Below are 16,458 nucleotides of genomic sequence, written 5' to 3'. Positions count from 1 at the left end.
CAAAGAAAATATAAAAAACCATATGTATCAGACCTCCGTTACCAAAGTTTCCCGAACCCCAAAACACTACTCCTCAAAATCTACAATTCTACTAAAACAATTATAATTGAAATGATACACCTTTGGTTGATTTTTCCTCGGCCTCTTTTCTCTTATCCGCGCACCATTGATGTAACTCTGTCTTGCCTTTAGAATGAAGCATTGGAACCGTCCCGCTGCTTCTTTCGTGTCCCGAATGAAGCACTGGAACCGTCCCCTGCCTCATTTCCATAGGAGCCGGATGAGGGTAAGGTAGAGGGTGTAGCCGATGAGGGTGTTGGTGTGGTGCCAGTTTGGGTGGTGGGTGAGGAGTCCGAGTGTTTCGGCGATGGGTTCGGCGGCTGCCATGGTTGTGCTTGAGATGAGGATGAGGAGGATGGTTTGGAAGGGATTGAGTTTTTTGCATAGCCAAAGAAAGGCGGCGGTTAGGATGGGAAGGCCGGCCAGGGTGAAGAGAATGTTGATGGTGAAGATTTCGGGCAGCGGCCTGATTGGGAAGGCGTACCAGCCTTTTCCGGTAAAGTAGAGTTCAAGATAGGTGCCGAGTAATGATCCGAACATCATCGCGGGGATCATCGTCCGGATTTCGGAACAGAACCGCTTTTTTAGCGAGCGCCGCAAGTTCAATTCTTTCAAGGGTTTTACAGTAGTCATATTTGATGTCTCCCTCCACTTTTTCCTCTAACGGGATTAACGCGTCAATAATTTTCCAATCATGAAACCAATCGCCTGTTTCCGCCGGCGGATGCTGTTGATTTTGCCAGGCGGACTCGAGCCTGGGGCTGTAAATCTTCGCGGCTCCGGGTGCCAGCTGACACGACCAGATCCTGGGAATCAACTGGATTTCGGGTGTCAGTTCTTCAATATCATTGAAAAGATGGGGCCAATAATCTTTCCGCGAACCGGTATGCGGGGTGGCGGTGGCCCACTGTTTAATCCGCTTCAATCTTTCCGCATTCTCAAATAAAAGTGCATAAATCCTTTTCCCGAACACAATCCGCGTCTCGAGGCTTTCGAAATGGCGAAGCGTCTGGCCCACGAAACGGACCGTCCCATTTTCCACGTACGGAAAGAGAATATGGTTCATGGACAGAAGGTCATGAAGCTGGAACTGCAGCGTATGGATGACCTTTTCCTGGAAGGCGGAATTTTGCAAAACACGGGTTTCCAAATACGTTTGTTCATTGATAATCAGTCCGACCGTCAACGTATACAGGTCCTTTTTCTCCCAAAAAAAGTTCCAGATTGTTTCCATGAACGTCGAGACATGAAAATGGGGCAAAAGGTGAAACAGGTTCTTGCCGCGATTCCGGCTTTCCTCATAAAGAAGGAATTGCGGGTAGGCGTCCTGAAAAATAAGCCAGTTTGCCCGTTCCAAAAAGGTGAAAAAGGCCAAAGCCTCCTTTTTGCCAAGGAGCCTTGAGACGAGCCCGCCCTTCAAATCGGTCATATTCCAGCCGCCGTTCCGGGAAACCATGTGTCCCAGAAAGGCCCAGTGAATTTCCGGGAAGCGAAGATAAAAGTCCAGATAGGCCTGCGTTCTTGTGACATTATTTTTATTCAGCCCGCTTGTCCGGTTGCGGATTTCAGTCACGACCCGTTCTTCATGGGCAGCCAGTTGCACAATTGGGGAGGCGGTTTTGTTTTTTTTCTTAAGCTCCTTCTGAATCGTTGCCAGGTATTCCGGCAACGGTTTCTTTTTTTGCAAAAAAAAGTTCAAGAACATGTCTCCGGCCTCCTCAACGAATTCTCACCAGCCTAAATGAATATGTATTTGAAAGAAGCCATTTTCCGGTTCGCGCCAGTCATTTTTTTAGAATGCCATTTTGCAAAAGGTTCCGGGCTTTCATATCCATACTTCATTGCCACATCAATCACCTTGGCTCATACCATGTTAAAAGCGAATGTATCAGCTGGAATGGGAGGGAACGGTTGGATGGAAGATGTCCAGAACGGAATCGATACGTTGATTGAACAGCTGAAACAGAGCCAGTCGCCGAAAGGGTCTTGGGATTTTCCTTTTGAAACGGGAATTGCGACTGACTGTTATATGATCATTTTATTAAAGACGCTTGAAATTGATGATGATAATTTAATCAGGGGGCTTGCCGAACGCATTTTAAGCAGGCAGGAGAAGAATGGGGCATGGAAGCTGTTTTTCGACGAAGGGGAAGGGAATCTGACGGCGACGCTTGAGGCCTATTATGCATTGCTTTTTTCGGGATTTGTGCAAAAAAATGATGGGCGGCTGCGGGCTGCGAGGCGGTTTATTCAGAGAAGCGGCGGGATTGAACAGGCGCATATGTTTACAAAAATTATGCTGGCCTTAACCGGGCAGATGAAATGGCCGCCATTTTTTCCAATTCCGCTGGAGATGATTTTGCTTCCTGCCTCTTTCCCATTGAATTTTTATAGCTTTTCGGAGTTTGGCAGAGCCAATTTAGCGCCGATTATGATTCTGGCGGACAGGAAGTTTCAGTTGAGGGCGGTAGGAAGCCCGGATCTGGCGGGGGAGTTGAAGGGAAGGGAGAAAGACGGCATTGAATGGTTCAGGGATGATGGCGCGTGGCGGGGGCTGGAGTCCTTTTTTGCAAAAAGTATCAAGAACCTGCTGGGATTGCCGGATGAGCTTCATAAGCTGGCGACTGAAAAGACCAAAAACTATATGTTAGACCGGATTGAACCGGATGGCACCTTTTTCGGGTATTTTAGTTCGACCTTCCTGATGATTTTCGCGCTGCTTTCGCTCGGGTTTAAGCAAACGGATCCGGTGATTGCGGCTGCGGTCGAGGGACTGAAGGGGATGAAGTGTGAAATTGATGGCTTTCCGCATATGCAATATACGACGGCGACAGTATGGAATACGTCCTTGATTAGCTATGCGCTTCAGGAGGCCGGGGTGAGCGCTGACGATCCAGTTGTGGAGAAGGCGAATCGCTACTTACTAGGACATCAACATTACAAATACGGCGATTGGGCGATTCATAACCCTTACGCTTTTCCAGGCGGGTGGGGATTTGCGGACAGCAATACGATCCACCCCGATGTCGATGACTCGACGGCGTCTTTACGGGCAATTGCGGGAAGTGTTCAAGGGGATCCGAATTACCAGCATGCCTGGGAGCGCGGAACACAATGGGTCCTTTCAATGCAGAATAAAGATGGCGGGTGGCCGGCTTTTGAGAAAAATACGGACAGCCGGCTGCTGTCGCTTTTTCCGATTCAGAAAGCAAGCTTTCTGCTGGCGGACCCTTCATCAGCTGATTTAACGGGGCGGACACTGGAGTTCCTTTGCAATGAAACGAATCTTGATCGGAATCATCCCTCGGTGAAGGCAGGTGTTGAGTGGCTTTTGAAAAACCAAGAAAAAGACGGCTCGTGGTACGGCAGGTGGGGAATTTGTTATATCTACGGCACTTGGGCGGCAGTGACCGGACTTCGGGCAGCAGGGGTAGTGCCGGGGCATCACGCGATTGAAAGGGCAGTGGACTGGCTAAAAGGTATCCAGAACAGTGATGGCGGCTGGGGAGAATCATGCCGAAGCGACAGCGCGGAGAAATATATCCCGCTAGGCGCAAGCACCCTCACCGACACCGCCTGGGCCGTCGACGCCCTCATCGCCGCCACCGGCCGCCCAACAAAAGAAATCCACGCAGGCATCAAGTATCTCCTTGACAACTTGGACCAACAAAACTGGACCACCCGCTACCCAAAAGGCCAAGGCATGGCCGGCGACTTCTACATCCACTACCACAGCTACAACCACTTCTTCCCCCTCCTCACCCTCGCCCACTACAAAAAACTTGGGTGAAGCAGGGGACGGTTCAACTGCTTCATTCGGGAGGCGAAAGAAGCAGAGGGACGGTTCTACTGCTTCAATCGAGGGGCGAAAGAAAAAGTGTGGGGCTTTCGTATTTGTATTTTTTAAAAAAGAGTTTTCTTTTCTCCGTGGCTGTTGTTTTGTAAAATGATCAAGATAATAAAGGCCTCCTTCCAAAACGCTTCCAATGGTGCGGCATTGGAAGGAGGCTTTTATAGATTTATAATGTGACAAAAATAGCAATTATTCACCCGAATTTATTGATAGAGATGTAAAATTTGGCGGATTGGTTTATGATTGAAGTAGCCCTCTTGGTGCCTCCTCGCAATATGCTTCCACTGTTTCAGCAGGATCGAAATTCCACTGTTTTTAGCCAACCACCTTAATATGTTTTGCTTACATCTTCATTTCTATCACTTTCAAAAGATACTACGTTATTTTCCACTTCTCCAGTTTTTTGTTTATCACAAATCCTATCAATTAAACTAAGTTTTTCGATGCTTTCAAAATACCAAAGGACTGAGGCACTGGAACCGTCCCCATGCCTCACTCCCGAAAAAATAAATTTAGGCAGTGAAACCTGTCTTATTGGAGGTGCTTGATGATGGCGCGTGGCGCGAGAATTCGGAGTAAAAGCGGTATGTATCATGTGATGTTCAGGGGTGCGAATAAGCAGGAGATTTTTCACGATGAGGCTGACCGGGTTGAGTTTTTGCGGATTTTACGGAGATACAAGGAGCAATCGGGGGTTAATGTGTATGCGTGGTGTGTGATGGGGAATCATGTGCATTTGCTTTTAAAAGAGGGGGAGGAAGGGATTTCGCTGACGATGAAGCGGCTAGGGATTAGCTATGCGCAGTATTACAATGGGAAGTATGGCACCAACGGGCATCTTTTCCAGGATCGGTTTAGAAGCGAAAATGTTGAAAGTGTTGCAAGCCTGCTGCGGGTCGTCCGATATATCCACCAGAACCCTGTCAAGGCGGGACTTGTCCGCAGGAACGAGGAATGGAAGTGGAGCAGCTGCCGGGCGTATTATGACCCGGAGCACTATATGAGGAAATGGCTGGATGGCGACTATATTCTCGGTCTGCTTCCCGGTTCCCCGGAAACGGCGCTGAAAATCTTCAAAGCTTTCACTGATCAACCTAACAATGACGAATTCCTGGAATACGATACCGGCACGAGAAGGAAAATCCCAGATGAAGAGGCTAGCAAGGAAATCAAAAAACTCATCGGACAACTCGAAATCCCCCAAATCAAAAGCCTCCCCAAACCCCAACGAGACCACATCCTTCGCAAAATCAAAACCATCCAAGGCATCACCCAACGCCAAGCAGCCAGAATCATCGGCATCTCCCCGAACCTCGTATTCAGGGTGAAATGAAACAGTGGACGCAGTTGCGCCGAGTTTATTCGGTTCCCGAAAGAAGCACGGGGACGGTTCTGCTGCTTCATTCGGGACCCGAATGAAGCGCTGGAACCGTCCCCTGCCTCACTAAGAACTCCGCTCCCTCAGTTCGACGACTGAGGTACTGGAACCGTCCCCTGCCTCACTGAGCATCCTGCCGAGCCGCTTGGATTGGGCGGTGGCTTCTTTGATGCAGTGGATGAGGGAGGCTTGGACTTGGCGGTTTTCGAGGATGCGGATGCCGGCTTCGGTTGTGCCGCCTGGGCTTGTGACTTCGTGGCGGAGCTGGCGGGATGGTTTGTCGGATGTCCGCAGCATTTCAGCGGCGCCGAGCAGTGTTTGGATGATGAGTTCTTTTGCCAGATGGCTTTCCAGGCCGATTTCCGAGGCGCTGTTTTCCATCGCTTCAACAAGATAATAGATATACGCAGGTCCGCTGCCGGACAGGCCGGTCACCGCGTCGAGCTGGCTTTCTTCGACGAATGCAGCGAGCCCCACTGTTTCAAAGAGCTTTTTTGCCAAAAGGGCTTGCTCATCAGTGACATGCGAATTAAAAGCGAGGCCTGTGGCGGATTTGCCGATGGCCGCCGATGTGTTCGGCATTGCCCGGACAACCGCAAGTTCCCGGCCGGCCATCTTTTCGATGCTCGTGATGGCGAGCCCCGCCAGGACAGAAATGACGAGCGTGTTTTTAGGCAAGTATGGTAAAATTTTCGCCAGTCCCGCAACCGCATCTTTCGGCTTCATAGCCAAAATGACTGCGTCCGCATCCCGGAAAAGCTCTGCTTTGTCGTACGTCGCGCAAATGCCGTATTTCTTTTGCAGGCTGGAGAGCCGCTCCCGGTCACTTCTATTCGTCACCCAGATGTTCTGTTTATTGATAAGGCCGTTTGCAATGATCCCCGAAATCAGCGCTTCCGCCATCGATCCCGCACCGACAATTGAAAGTTTCCTCACAGTAACCCCTCCTGTTTTTGAATGCAAAAAGGCCCTTCATCCGCAAAGGACGAAAGGCCAATCTTCCGTGGTACCACCTTTATTCGCTTTTTTGCTGGCATAAGCGGACAACGCAGCTAGCAGGATTTTAAACACGTCCGCTACGCCTACGCCGCCTTTTTGCAAAAAAGCTCACTCAACTCCGATATCGCCGGATACGCGTCCAGGTTTGCCTGGCAGCTCCCGGGGTAGGTTCAATGTTCAAGAGGGCGGTGAAGCCTTTCAGCCGCTGAGCTCCACTCTCTTTCGCCATATCCCATCTACTGGCCCCGATCAACGCTTTACAATATTTAGTTCATCTAAAATTCGATTAAGGTTAGAATTTTCTGAAGGTTTTAAATGTCATTATGCTGTAGGGGAGGGTTGTCTGTCAAGAGGAAGAGAAAAGTTTTTGAAGCACTGTGAAGCAGGGGACGGTTCCGCTGCATCATTCGACTCTCGAAAGAAGCACGGGGACGGTTCTACTGCTTCATTCGGCACCCGAAGGAAGCGCTGGAACCGTCCCTGTGCCTCACTAGGTATTATATCCTGTTTATTTTCACTATTTCCTTGTTTATTAACATGGTTAAACATATAATTCACATTCTTATAGGAAGGTAGTCCTATGAAAACTCATATCCAGTAGAAGTCTGTCACTCTATTGAAGTTTACTAAATTTTCTAACTAAGTGATAATTTACTAGAAATGCCTACTATTTTTGAAGGGGGAATAACATGGGCCGGAAGTGGACAATGGCTGTACTGTTGGCCGCAGGATTAGTTTTGAGCACCGGAGGAGTATCCGCACAGGGGAACGGAGGTGCACCAAATCAAAATGCAGCATCGGCGTTTGACAACAAGATAATCAAGAAAATAAGTGCTGACAACATGTACAACCATATTGCCTATTTATCCGAGGTGCCTCGTCAGGCCGGAACGGAAGGAGAGGTAAGGGGTGTTCGGTACATAGAGAGCCATTTTAAGCAATATGGCTATGAGACTGAGGTGCAGCCTTTTCCAATCTACAGTGTAATCAGAAACAATGCGAGTGGATTATTGGAAATTGGCGGACAAAATTTAAGGCCTTATGTCATGTCAGGCTCCTACAGTGGTGAGGCAACGGCGGAAGTCATTAATGTTGGTCTAGCACAGAAAGGTACAGTGCCGGATGCCGTAAAAGGGAAAATCGCCCTAATTGAACGCGGTGACATTACATTTGTTGAAAAAATCCAGAATGTTTTTGATAAGGGGGCCGTTGGCGTTATTATGTACAACAATAGCGGAACCTCGAACGCATTTGGCCAAGCTGCTTACGGACAAAATATTCCCGCGGTTTCAATCACGAGAGCTCAAGGTTTATCGCTAGTGGAGCAACTGAAAAATGGGCCACTAACAGCCCACATTAAAGTAACAGGTTCAGGTCTTGAAGAGAAAACCTCCTATAACGTTATCGCCAAAATGAAGCCGCATAAAAACAAGGATACCGGCCAAATTGTTATGATTGGCGCCCACCATGATTCGGTTGCAAACGGTCCGGGTGCCAACGATGATGCCTCTGGGGTGTCAGCCGTGCTGGAGCTTGCAAGAGTGATGGCTAATATGCCAATTGATACAGAACTTCGTTTCGTAACATTCGGTTCGGAGGAACTGGGGCTATTAGGCTCGTATCATTATGCAGGCACATTAAGCTCTGAGGAAGCAGATCGTATGGTCGCCCACTTCCAAATGGATATGATCGGCAGCAAGGATGCCGGCGGCAACAACAAGGCTAACGGATTAATCATGTATACAATCGATGGCAAAAAGAACTTGGTCACCGACCTGGCCTCAGCAGCAGGAGCAAGAACAGCTTTGGGTGAAGTTGTCCCCTACGGTCAGTTGGGGCGTAGTGACCATCAGCCGTTCCATGAACTCGGCATTCCAGCCGCATTGTTTATTCACTCGCCGCTTGAGAAGTGGTATCACACCCCAGCAGACACCATTGACAAAATTGATAAAAACAAACTCCAAGAAACCGCTGAAATCGTTGGCGCATCTGTCTACCAAATCGCCCGACCAGACACACCATCATTAATACATTCAAGAGTAGCCCCAAAACCAGTCGACTATGACTTCGAAAACCGCCCACCAGGAGCATAAAAAACAGGTCGCATAACCACTTAGAGTCAGGCACAGCTCGGGACCATATTGGTGGTGATTGGATGATTCTTCATACTTCGAAAAGAAACCCTGAATTTATTGGGGTTTCTTTTTGTTTGCGAGCACGGGGACGGTTCCGCTGCTTCATTCGACACCCGAAAGAAGCGCTGGAACCGTCCCCGTGCATCACTTGTGATATATTTGGATATAAGATGGAAAACGATAGGAGGGGTCTCATGATCAACCAATATTTTAAAAAGGTGGGGGAGATTTTTCAGGATGTGCTGGCGTCCGAGGAGGCGGTTATGGAGGAAGCGGCGGAGAGAATTGCAGAGGCTATAATGGGCGGAGGAATTATCCAATTGTTCGGCACGGGGCATTCGCACATGCTGGCCGAAGAAGTGTTTTATCGTGCAGGAGGCCTAGTCCCGGTTAAGCCCATTTTCGTGGAACCCCTAATGTTGCACGAAGGCGCGTTCAGGTCTTCCGAACTTGAAAGAGTTTCCGATTATGCCAGCAAAATAGTAAAGGAGCAGGACATTCGCCCGGGAGATGTGGTTTTCATCATCTCTAATTCCGGACGTAATTCGGTTCCGATTGAGTTTGCGGTGAAAGCGAGGGAGAAGGGGGCTTTTACAATTGCCCTCATATCGTTAGCCACGGCAAAAAGCCAGCCATCCCGCCACTCTAGTGGAAAGCATCTTCACCAGTTTGTTGACCTTGTCCTTGATAATCACATTGTGGCAGGGGATGCGGGCCTATCCAGCAGTAACGTCAAAGTCCCATTCGCCGCTACAACAACCGTGGTCGGAAGCGCCATCCTAAATGCCACCTTTGCCAAAGCCATCACTCTTATGGCAGACAAAGGCTTCGAACCGCCAATCTTCCTCAGCGGCAACATTGACGGCGGGGACGACCACAACAAAAAACAAGTAGAAAAATACAAAACCCGGATTCCGCTATTGTCATAAAAGAAGTAACGAACCCAGTTCTTTCGAGATGCGAAAGAAGCAAAGGGACGGTTCCGCTGCTTCATTCGACACCCGAATGAAGCGCTGGAACCGTCCCCTGCCTCACTTTACTTTAACTGTCCTTGGTTGGCTTGTGTTGCCGGCTTTGTCTTTGGCTGTGATGGTGAGGGTGGTGCCTCTTTTTTGGCGTTTTATTTTGACGGTGTAGTTGCCTTTGGTATCGGTTTGGGCGGTGCCGATGATTGTTTTTCCACTTTTGACGGTAATGTAAGAGGATTTTTCTGCTTTTCCTTTTACGGTTGTGTGAGTGGAATAGACGGCATTGACTGTCGGGATTGCCGGGGCAATTTTATCGATTACAGTCGTTTTCGCCTTCACGCTGACATTTTTTGCTTTGTCGGTGGCTGTGACGTAGAGAATCGTCCCTGCTGCCTGCTTCGGGATGGCGACGGAATATTTCCCGTCGGCTTTCGCGCTTGTGGAAGCAATGACCGTCGAACCTTTAAAAATCCGAACGACCGCATATTTTTCAGCGGTTCCTGAAATGGCCGTACTTGTATTGGCAACCGGGTTGATTCTCGGTGCGGGCGGCGGTGTTTTGTCTATGACTGTCATGCTTGCTGCCGCGCTCACATTTAAAGCCTTGTCTGTAGCGGTTACTTTAAGAATCGTACCCACAGCTTGCTTTGGAATAGACACGGAATAAGTTCCATCCGTCCGTACGGCTGCCGTGCCGAGAACGGTGGTTCCTCTCGTCACCTTTATTGTCGCTCCCTTTTCGGCAGTTCCAGTGACGGCTGTCGAGTTGTCTGCCACGCTATTCACTTTCGGTGCGGGCGGCGGCGTTTTGTCAAGGACCGTCACCCTTGCAGGCATACTTTTATTATTGGCCTGATCCGTTGCGGTTACGGTCAGTACTGTGCCAGCGGGCTGTTTTTGCAAAAGTGTAATGGAAAAGGTTCCATCCTCTTTTACATATCCTTCAGCGACACGGGATGTACCTTTTACAATTTCAACGTACGCACCTTTTTCGGCTGTACCTGTGATTGTGATGGAGCGATCGGTAACTGTGGTCACCTTTGGCGCAGCAGGCGGTGTTTTATCGATGACTGTTACGTAAATCGGGCGGCTCATATTTCCAACCAAATCGGTTGTTGTGATTTCCAGAACCGTGCCAGCCGGCTGGGCCGCGGGTAACTGGATCATGAAAGTACCGTCATCTCCAGTTTGTGCGCTGCCAAGTAGGACGCCGCCCTTTGTTGACACTTTCACTGTCGATCGCGGCTCGGCTTTTCCCGTTATAACTTTTGCAAAATCGGTCACCTCGCCAAAAAAGCTTGGCGGCATCGGCGGAGTATTAAGAGTGACAACTATATCAAAAACACTCGAATTTCCGGATGTGTCTTCTGTAAAAATTCTCAGTGTATATAAACCATAAGGGATGCCCCTCGTATTCCAGGTCGTATTTATAATGCCGCTTCCGTCAGAAACGGTTTTAATCGTCTCCCAATCAGCAGGGGATTCACCTTTCCCATACAAAATGGAGTAGCTTTTAAGCTGAACGTCGCTTATCGTTCCTTTAAAGGAAACATCGCCTTTCAATATGTCATACCTTGAAGGTGCTTCCAGGTTGATTGTCGGAGCGGTCCGATCCTCGACCGTAATCGTACCCTCTACAGGACGCCCGACCCATCCCGTTTCAGGATGATAGATTCCGTATTTAATAGGAATTTTGCCAAGCGGCTTTTCATCCTTAATCGTAAAACTGAAGTCTCCAACTTCACCGGATTTAACTACTTCGTCAGGGTTTAGCCTATAACTGTAAGGTAAACCTTCAACACGGATTTCATAGCCGTTGGCGGCAGACCATTCTTCTGTCCCTTCATTTTTTGCCAGAAGCCGTAAATTGAGCCACCCCGTTGCCTCAACTGGCCATACTGGCATTGAATAACCACTTACGATCGCATCCCTTAGTCTTCTTGGTTGAGCTATCACAGCCTCCGAATCAGCAAAATTCTCTTCCCAGCCTGACTTGTCGTAAGCTCTCACAACTATTTCATAACGTTGGCCAAGAGTAAGAACATTTTCATTCAAGGTAATCTGGGTTTCGTCCGTTGTCTTCGCCAATACAAGCCTCGTATTTACATCCCTCACGAACACCTGATAGTTTTTAATCCCGGCCCGGTCATCCACAGATGGGTCCCACGAAATCGTGAAGTTGCTGTGCAGCTCATTGACTCGGATGTTTTTAGGGGCTGAAGGAGCGGTCTGGTCCGGAATATATGCTTTTACCGGTTCGGAGATAACCGTAAAATCATCGTAATAAGCAACGACGCGAAAATAATAGGCAAATTGGTCAATTCCTTGGGCGACGGCATTTTGATAAACAGGACCTGGATTATCGGCGAATGGCCCTCCGCTACCGTCCAGGCGGAGCCGGTATTCACCATTAGCGATTTGCTCCTTGGTCGGCCAGATGTTCTTACCGACTGAAGACCATAGGGTGCCCTCGCCAATCCCAATTTCTTCATAGTCCTTTCCATTAAAAAGCTGGATCCCGACTTTATTGCTTCCTGGAAGAGGGCTCCATCTCAAATCAAAGCCGCCCTGCTGGCTGTTTCTTCCTGAGCCATATCCTCTGGCGGTTAAATCAAATTCTTTCGTATCGATATAATTAATCTGCAGCACCGGGATGTAAGTAATCGACTTGGGAATTTTTTCAAATGATACCCCCGAGCCTGGTTTGCTTTCATCAGTTGCTTTCAAGGCGAGTCCATGCGAAGAATCCGGATTCTTTTGCCACTTCCTTACAACGTCTGTTACATCCCAACTAAACCGCGGGCTATCAACAGCCTTCTCAATCGTTTCGGAAGTGGTCGGCAGTTCACTTAATTGCGGTTGCGAGTCCCATGTAAGCCGGCCGCCATCCCAGGCAGTCAACACATTATGGACAGAAAAAGTGGCATCCTTATGCCGAGGGCTTCCGTATGGTGGCTCACTCCCGCCGCCTTCTTGATAAAGCTGCAATTTCGCGTTCAGAATCTGTTGATTTGGAGTGAATTTCGGCAGCTTATTTCCGAAATGGATAAACGTCCGATAAGTCCCGTTCTCATCCGTCCCAACTTTGACAAGACCTCCGCTGGCAAAATTAGTCCCGCGCTCCGAGTCCGATACAAACGAAATTTGGCTGACCGGCCCATCGATTGCAGTCAAATCCTTTCTCACAAATTTCCCCGTATGATCCTTTTCGTGCACAGGGAAAGGATAAAGATCAACCGTCAACGACCTATTTGTATTCCAAAACGTACTCGAGTTCTCAGTCCTCAACTCAGGAAACTCCCACATCCGTTCATAGTTCGAAGCCTCCACACTCTCCGCCTCAAAAGGACCAAAACTCGAAAACACCAAAACCCCAGCAACAACCCCAACCAGCCACTTCCGCAAATTTACACTCATCATACTCTCCTATGCAATCGATTATTTTGTAAATATTATACAATCAATACAAAATCATGTCACCAGCAATTTTTGAGGCAGGGGACGGTTCCGCTGCATCATTCGCCTCTCGAAAGAAGCAGGGGACGGTTCTACTGCTTCATTCGGGTCCCGAATGAAGCGTTGGAACCGTCCCCCTGCTTCATTTTTTTGTGGGATTTGCATTTATTGGGGTTTTTGGAATATTGATAGTTTATGTGTTTGGTTTAGTGTGTAGGTAATTTGGTTTATTTTATTTCCTGGAAGGGGATGGGGAGTTGCGGAAGAAGGGGAAGTGGAAGGGTTTTGCTGCTTTTTTGTTGTGTTTGCAGGTGTTTCTTTTGCCAGCGGGGGTTTCGGCTAATGGGGGGGCCGCGCCACCCGAAAAACAGGGGATTTCTAGTGTACACGAGGCACAGAGTGCTCAAGGCGCTCTGGCATATCAGTCTAATCAAGCGGCTAAAGCCGAGTTAACTAAAAAGAAGGTTCCGATTGAGGTACTGGTAAAATCAGTCAAACGAAACGGTGAGATAAACGCCAATGCCACAAGGGTGGACAAAAAAGGAGCCAGCCTCACGCAGGGGATTAATTTCGATTATACCGATCCGAAAAGCTATCCCCTCGTTGAAAAAGGCGATTTGGTTGATTACTTGTATGACCCAACCGGCCATGCATTCTACTATGAAAATTTGACTGATTACAATGCGAAGGACTGGCTGCTGAAGCTATGGTACCAATCGGAATATAAGTATGCCAAGGACCGCTATTTTTGGATTGAGTATTATAAAGAGATTGACGGAAAGCTATTTTACGATTCTATGAGCGGCTTTGATACGTACGGGTATGACGCCGTTTACTTGAATGCAACTTTTGAAAAGGCCGACTTCCTGGACCAGCCTTATATTTATATGATTGCGGGAGTCACGCCAACCCAGGCTGCCTATTATTCTGATTACACCTTGTTCAAAATTAAAAACCCATTCTATAAAGGCAGCGGCGGTGGCGGGGAGCCGGATTCCTTCGCCTTGATCAGTAATGAATCGGCTGACGGGAGTACGAGCCAGCCGACCGGAACGTTCTCCATCAACAACAAACAGTACACCTTTTCAAAAAAGCTAAAGCAGGAAGCTTACCGGTTGGATGTCAATATTCCTTTTGACCCGGCCAAGGTAAAGGGCAGCCTTGTCGATAAAAATACGAAGGGTTTCTCGGCTTCGTATAATGTCGGCGATACGAAGTCTTTCTGGGTGATGAACCTTGTTTGGAACACGCCTTATCAAATCAATGCGAGGCTGGCGTACAGCGGGACAAAGGGCGACATTTGGGTCCATAACAGCCAGATTTCGGATGCCCAGGCGGCCCAGCTCGGAAGGGAATTTGATGCGAAAATTTATTCAACGATTAATACGAATTTTGGCAAAGAATCCGACGTTGACGGCAATGGGAAAATTAACATCCTCTGTTTCGATATCCTCGACGGATTCAACGGTTCCGGCGGGTATGTCGGCGGCTATTTCTACGGGCTGGATCTTTATAATCAGAATTACTCCAACAAATCGGAAATCTTTTATATCGACACGTACCCGACAATGGGCGGCACGACAAAGGATGTCAGTCCGGCTTATGGAATTCTCGCGCATGAATTCCAGCACATGGTCAATTTCAACCAGAATGTGCTCGTGGAGGGCAAGGCGCCGATGGATGTTTGGCTGAACGAAGCGCTATCGCTTGCATCAGAGCAGGTTTATTCCGGTAAAGGCGTCCAGGAGCGGATTGATTATTACAATTACACGACTTCGATCCCGAATGGGCATTCTTTGGTCTACTGGGACAATCAAGGTGATGTGCTTGCCAACTACGCACTTTCTTACTTGTTCAGCCAGTATATAAGGGTGCAGGCGGGCAAGGGGAACGGAATCTATAAGGAGCTTATCAATGATCCAAACAACAACTATCTTGCGGTCGAAAACCTTGCGAAAAAGTATATCAGCTCGGCTATGACGTTCGGGAAATTGATGACCCATTTCCGAGGGGCACTTTTGCAAAAAGAAGCGACGGGATTGAATGGATTTAAAGGTGATCCGTTCTTCAACTCGGTAAAAGAGCGGCCATACACAGGCAGCAGCCCGACAAGCTTACGCGGCGGCGGAGCGATTGCCGTCCCTTACCTTTCGAGTGATGGGTTCAAGGAGCCATCTTCAAAAGGCCAAAATATCACATATACGTATTTTACGAAGAAAAATGCAGATGTCACGCCTCCGGCAAAACCGGTTGTAAAGTCGGTCACCGATAAAGAGACGAAGCTGACAGGAAGCGCCGAGGCGAACGCGGCTGTTTTTGCAAAAGTAAATAGCAAGGAAATCGGCAAAACAACCGCGTCTTCCTCCGGAACATTTAGTATCGCCATTCCAGCCCAGCCGGCAGGGACAAAGATATCCGTCTATGCCCAGGATGCGGCCGGAAATGTGAGTGAAGCGGCTGTCGTGACAGTCAAGCTTGCGATGCCGATTAGCGTAAAAGCGGCTCCGAACACGTACAACAGTGTGAAACTAACCTGGACCGCGGGAAGTGCGGCATCGGGTTATGAGATTTACAGGTCGACGTCGGCAGCGGGGACTTACAGCAAGGTTGGAACGGTAAGTGGAACGTCGTTTGTTAACAGTTCCCTGAACACCGGCACGACGTATTATTACAAAATCCGTGCTTATAAGACCGGCACTTCCACCGTATACAGCGATTACAGTCCGGTCGTTTCAGCGAAACCAGTGCTGTCGGTTCCTGTTTCGGCAAAAGCGGCCTCCGCGTCTTATAACAGCATTAAAACGAGCTGGGCGGCGGTGAGCGGGTCAAGCGGCTACGAGGTTTACAGATCAACAGCGAGCACAGGAACGTATTCGCTGGTTGGGTCAACAACCTCGACGAGCTTCACAAACAGCGCTCTGACACCGGGAGCAACTTATTACTATAAAGTTCGTGCCTACAGGATGGTTGGGACTGCAAAGGTTTACAGCGGCTACTCGGCAGTTGTGTCGGCAAAGCCAATCCCTTCAGTGCCAGCATCTGCAAAAGCGGCCTCCGCATCGTATAACAGCATTAAAACAAGTTGGGCCGCCGTCAGCGGTGCAAGCGGCTATCAGGTTTACCGGGCCACAACGAGTTCCGGAACGTATACGTTGGTAGGCACGACAACCGCGACAAGCTTCACGAACAGCGGACTAACAACCGGGAAAGCCTATTATTACAAGGTCCGCGCCTATAGGACAGTCGGCACCTCAAAAATTTACAGCGGCTACTCGTCGGTCGTTTCGGCAAAGCCGGTGCCGGCCGTACCTGCAAACTTTACAGCTGCACGGGCGAGCTCCACCAGCATCAAAGTCTCATACAGCGCGGTGACAGGCGCAACCGGCTATGAAATCCACCGGGCCACCACGACAAACGGAACCTACACCCTAGCAGCAGACACAAAAAGCCTGACATTTACAAACACCAAACTCACAAAAGGCAAAACCTACTACTACAAAACACGCGCCTACCGACTCGTCGGCAAAACCAAAATCTACAGCGGCTGGACAGTTGTAAAAAGCGCTAAACCATGAGGCACGGGTGAGGCAGGGGGACGGTTCCGCTGCC

Annotated in this window: 9 protein-coding genes; 5 read left to right on the top strand and 4 right to left on the bottom strand. The window is 48.9% G+C overall.

What is annotated here, in order from left to right; translation table 11 throughout:
• Positions 1–261 precede the first annotated feature (261 nt).
• On the bottom strand, positions 262–603 hold the full coding sequence (locus D1B31_RS03955; protein WP_240035153.1) for a CBO0543 family protein: 342 nt from the start codon (positions 601–603) through the stop codon (positions 262–264).
• Complete coding sequence (locus D1B31_RS03950; protein ID WP_118919444.1) at positions 569–1,765, bottom strand: DUF2515 domain-containing protein; 1,197 nt, start codon at positions 1,763–1,765, stop codon at positions 569–571. The genes D1B31_RS03955 and D1B31_RS03950 overlap by 35 nt, the downstream gene beginning before the upstream one ends.
• A 210-nt stretch (positions 1,766–1,975) precedes the next feature.
• On the opposite strand from D1B31_RS03950, the gene shc reads away from it, so the two are divergent.
• Together shc and D1B31_RS03940 are read left to right on the top strand one after the other, a co-directional pair.
• Positions 1,976–3,850: a squalene--hopene cyclase gene (gene shc, locus D1B31_RS03945; RefSeq protein WP_118919581.1), complete on the top strand. Its 1,875-nt coding sequence runs from the start codon at positions 1,976–1,978 to the stop codon at positions 3,848–3,850.
• A 610-nt stretch (positions 3,851–4,460) separates the two neighbouring features.
• Complete coding sequence (locus D1B31_RS03940) at positions 4,461–5,246, top strand: REP-associated tyrosine transposase (protein ID WP_240035152.1); 786 nt, start codon at positions 4,461–4,463, stop codon at positions 5,244–5,246.
• Between the two features lie 111 nt (positions 5,247–5,357).
• On the opposite strand, the gene proC is transcribed toward D1B31_RS03940, so the two are convergent.
• On the bottom strand, positions 5,358–6,227 hold the full coding sequence (gene proC / locus D1B31_RS03935; RefSeq protein ID WP_118919443.1) for a pyrroline-5-carboxylate reductase: 870 nt from the start codon (positions 6,225–6,227) through the stop codon (positions 5,358–5,360).
• A gap of 752 nt (positions 6,228–6,979) precedes the next feature.
• Between proC and D1B31_RS03930 the strand changes: the two genes are divergently transcribed.
• Both D1B31_RS03930 and D1B31_RS03925 read left to right on the top strand, forming a co-directional pair.
• Positions 6,980–8,383: a M28 family peptidase gene (locus D1B31_RS03930; RefSeq protein WP_118919442.1), complete on the top strand. Its 1,404-nt coding sequence runs from the start codon at positions 6,980–6,982 to the stop codon at positions 8,381–8,383.
• 236 nt (positions 8,384–8,619) lie between these two features.
• The gene (locus tag D1B31_RS03925) at positions 8,620–9,354 is read left to right on the top strand and encodes an SIS domain-containing protein (protein WP_118919441.1); all 735 of its coding nucleotides are present in this window, start codon (positions 8,620–8,622) and stop codon (positions 9,352–9,354) included.
• 102 nt (positions 9,355–9,456) lie between these two features.
• On the opposite strand, the gene D1B31_RS03920 is transcribed toward D1B31_RS03925, so the two are convergent.
• Positions 9,457–12,813, bottom strand: coding sequence for an Ig-like domain-containing protein (locus tag D1B31_RS03920; protein WP_118919440.1), 3,357 nt, complete (start codon positions 12,811–12,813; stop codon positions 9,457–9,459).
• 347 nt (positions 12,814–13,160) lie between these two features.
• On the opposite strand from D1B31_RS03920, the gene D1B31_RS03915 reads away from it, so the two are divergent.
• Positions 13,161–16,424, top strand: coding sequence for an Ig-like domain-containing protein (locus D1B31_RS03915; RefSeq protein WP_240035164.1), 3,264 nt, complete (start codon positions 13,161–13,163; stop codon positions 16,422–16,424).
• Positions 16,425–16,458 lie beyond the last annotated feature (34 nt).

Source organism: Neobacillus notoginsengisoli (assembly GCF_003515685.1).
GTDB lineage: Bacteria > Bacillota > Bacilli > Bacillales > Cytobacillaceae > Bacillus_D > Bacillus_D notoginsengisoli.
Note: the sequence above shows the minus strand (reverse complement) of the source record. Positions and strands in the feature narration are given on the sequence as shown.

Coding starts and splice junctions, on each gene's coding strand:
- D1B31_RS03920 (WP_118919440.1), bottom strand. CDS start 12,813: ATGATGAGTGTAAATTTGCGGAAGTGGCTGGTTGGGGTTGTTGCTGGG.
- D1B31_RS03955 (WP_240035153.1), bottom strand. CDS start 603: ATGATGTTCGGATCATTACTCGGCACCTATCTTGAACTCTACTTTACC.
- D1B31_RS03930 (WP_118919442.1), top strand. CDS start 6,980: ATGGGCCGGAAGTGGACAATGGCTGTACTGTTGGCCGCAGGATTAGTT.
- D1B31_RS03940 (WP_240035152.1), top strand. CDS start 4,461: ATGATGGCGCGTGGCGCGAGAATTCGGAGTAAAAGCGGTATGTATCAT.
- D1B31_RS03925 (WP_118919441.1), top strand. CDS start 8,620: ATGATCAACCAATATTTTAAAAAGGTGGGGGAGATTTTTCAGGATGTG.
- D1B31_RS03950 (WP_118919444.1), bottom strand. CDS start 1,765: ATGTTCTTGAACTTTTTTTTGCAAAAAAAGAAACCGTTGCCGGAATAC.
- shc (WP_118919581.1), top strand. CDS start 1,976: ATGGAAGATGTCCAGAACGGAATCGATACGTTGATTGAACAGCTGAAA.